2 protein-coding genes are annotated in these 2,524 nt (G+C 57.9%); both read right to left on the bottom strand.

The features are described from left to right. Nucleotides 1–1,469: CHASE4 domain-containing protein (locus Q0176_RS02895; protein WP_299299082.1), on the bottom strand; the 1,469-nt coding region annotated here is incomplete at its 3' end. 290 nt (nucleotides 1,470–1,759) lie between these two features. Further along, nucleotides 1,760–2,524, bottom strand: a 765-nt coding sequence (locus Q0176_RS02890; RefSeq protein WP_299299080.1) for a substrate-binding domain-containing protein, incomplete at its 5' end; no start/stop codon positions are given.

Genomic DNA, 2,524 nt, shown 5'->3' with positions numbered 1-2,524 from the left:
TTGGGCGCCGCCTTCTTCAGGGCATCGCCTATGGCCTCGACAAGCGACGTCCGGTTGGGGAGCCCCGTGAGGTCGTCGTAATAGAGCTTCCAGGCGAGCCGCATCTCGAGGCGCTTGCGGTCCGTCAGGTCCCGCGCCAGGAAGAGGATCAGCCTTCGCTTTCCGAAGGTGATGGAGCGCTGATGGATCTCGACGGGGATCTCCACGCCGCTCAGGGAACAAAGGAAGGCCTCGTAGACATCCTGTTCCTTCTCCGAACGGGCGGCGCCCTCCCCGTTCCTCCGGACCAGGGCCTCTATCGGCATCCCCCTGCCGTTCCGAGACGCTCCATCCTCCAGGCCGAGGAGCCTCCGGGCCTGGAGGTTCGCCAGGATGACCCCTCCCTCCGGGGTGCAGAGGATCATGGCATCCGGGATGTTCATAACAATGTGCTCAAGCGTCCCGAAGACGACGTTGAAGGACCGGGAGAGGTCCGAGATCTCGTCGTCCCGGGTCACGGGGACGCGAAGGGACAGGCTGAGCTCCTCGGTGATCGTGTCCGCGACCTCCCGCAGCTTTTCGAGGCGCTCGAGGACCAGGCGGGACAAAAGCTCCATCACGGCCACCACGACGACGATGCCGTTGAGGAAGATCCAGAGGTAGGAATTGTAGACCGCTCTCTTGCCCTCGTTGTAGATGTCGCGGGAGGTGCGGATCATCAGGGCGTAAGGCTCATCGGAGCCTATGACCGCGCTGCGCGTCTGCCACACCAGGGCCTGTCCCTCCGCCGACTCCTCGATGGCGACGCTTCGGCTCCAGCGGTCCGGGTATCGCTGGAGAGGGACGGGGAGGAATTCGCAGGGGCTCCCGAGCGTCTCCGATATCTGCTTCAGCCGCTTCGCAAAATCCACCCCGACGATGATCACGCCCCTTGCGGGGCCGCTCCAGTTCGTCATCAGGATAGGATTGCTTCCAAAAAGGTACGTGCCGCCGTCCAGGTTCATGAAATGGGGGGAAAGCGTCCGCTCGTCGGGGCCGAAATCGGACGCCCCGGGCTCCATCGCCAGAAACTGCGGTCCCACCGCCTTGAGCCGCCGCAGCGCCTCGTTGCTCAGGGGGACCTCGCGGCCGAGCTCGTTGATCATGTACCCCACCACGATGTTCATGTCCCGGTCGAGCACCGCCAGAAAATCGATGTCCAGCGCCCGAAGGCTCATCCCGGTCAGCAGCTCCTCGAAGCGCAGGTTGTCCCGCGTCTCCATGAAGGAGTACATGGCGTCCCACGCGCCCCAGTCGGCGACGTAGCCGGTCAGGCGGTTGACCTCGTCGTCGATGTACTTCTGCAGAAGAAACATGTCCTGTTCGAAAAAGCGGCGCTCCATACCCTCGAACGCCTTGACGGTCCTGTGGGTCGTGGTCGCGCTCATGACCAATGAGAGCCCCAGGAGGATCCCCACGATGGCCCGGAAGATTTTTTTCTGCAATTTCATGACGCGTTTCCTCGTTCCATGCCATCCTCCCGATGACGCAAACGCACTTGCCCGATCCCGGCCGGGTAAACCGGGAACGAACAGGACCTGTCCTAGTACCCAATTCCAATGGGCCGAACGACTCACAGCATATTTCAGTATAACATCAAATGAGGAGAAATACGCAAATTATATGTCCCCCGGACACAGTATACCGAAAGCCTGCCTTTAGAGCCAGAATCAATCCCTGGCGGCGGCTTTCATACAACTGGGCTCCCCTCACATCGAGCAGAAGAAAGCATATCCGATACTCATCCAATTTCCACAGCAACATCGGTGCCATCCGGCTCCATCAATCGCAGGAACGCCCAAGCCGTATAACCAATCTCCTTGTTGGGAGGATAAAGGAGCCAAACGTGGCGCTTAAGTTCCTCCAGACCTCTAAGGGCCAAGACCTTAATTCCAGCCGGACGGCACCGATTGCTCAGGGCTATATCCCCGACGATGGACACCCCCATGCCGTTGGCTACCATCAATTTGATCATATCGGTACTGCCTGCCTCAATGATATCTCTCGGGGCAACTCTGTTCAGAAGGAAGTATTGTTCTACATAAGAGCGCAGAGAGGGGGCCTGTGCGTGCATCAAGAACACCTCATCGGAAAGATCTTGGGGTGAGACCAAAGAACGGCGTGCCCATAAATGCCAGGTGGGGAGGATCAAGGAAAAACCGCTCAATCCCCCCATCAAGGTTCTGGCAGGAAAACCCGTATCACGAGTTCCCTCAAAAATTTCATCGACAGCGATAAAGTCAAACTCGTTGGCCAGCAACTCCTGCTTCAACGCTATTTCACTTCCGATTCCTACCTTTATGCGTATCCCCGGAAAAACACGACTAAATTTCTCCAAATGTCTCGAGAGGACCATACCTGCATTTTCAGTCGTTCCAACAACCAGTTTGCCGTCTCCATATTGTAAATTTTTCAAGGCACGCAGGCGCTTGGGAATTTCCTCCATCGACGAGACGATACCCCCTGTCCACTCGTACAATGCTTTACCCTCAGGGGTAAATTGAAT

It is taken from the genome of uncultured Fretibacterium sp. (assembly GCF_938040765.1).
Taxonomy (GTDB): Bacteria; Synergistota; Synergistia; order Synergistales; family Aminobacteriaceae; genus CAJPSE01.
The sequence above is the reverse complement of the archived record's forward strand: the minus strand, read 5'-3'. Positions and strand labels throughout refer to the sequence as shown.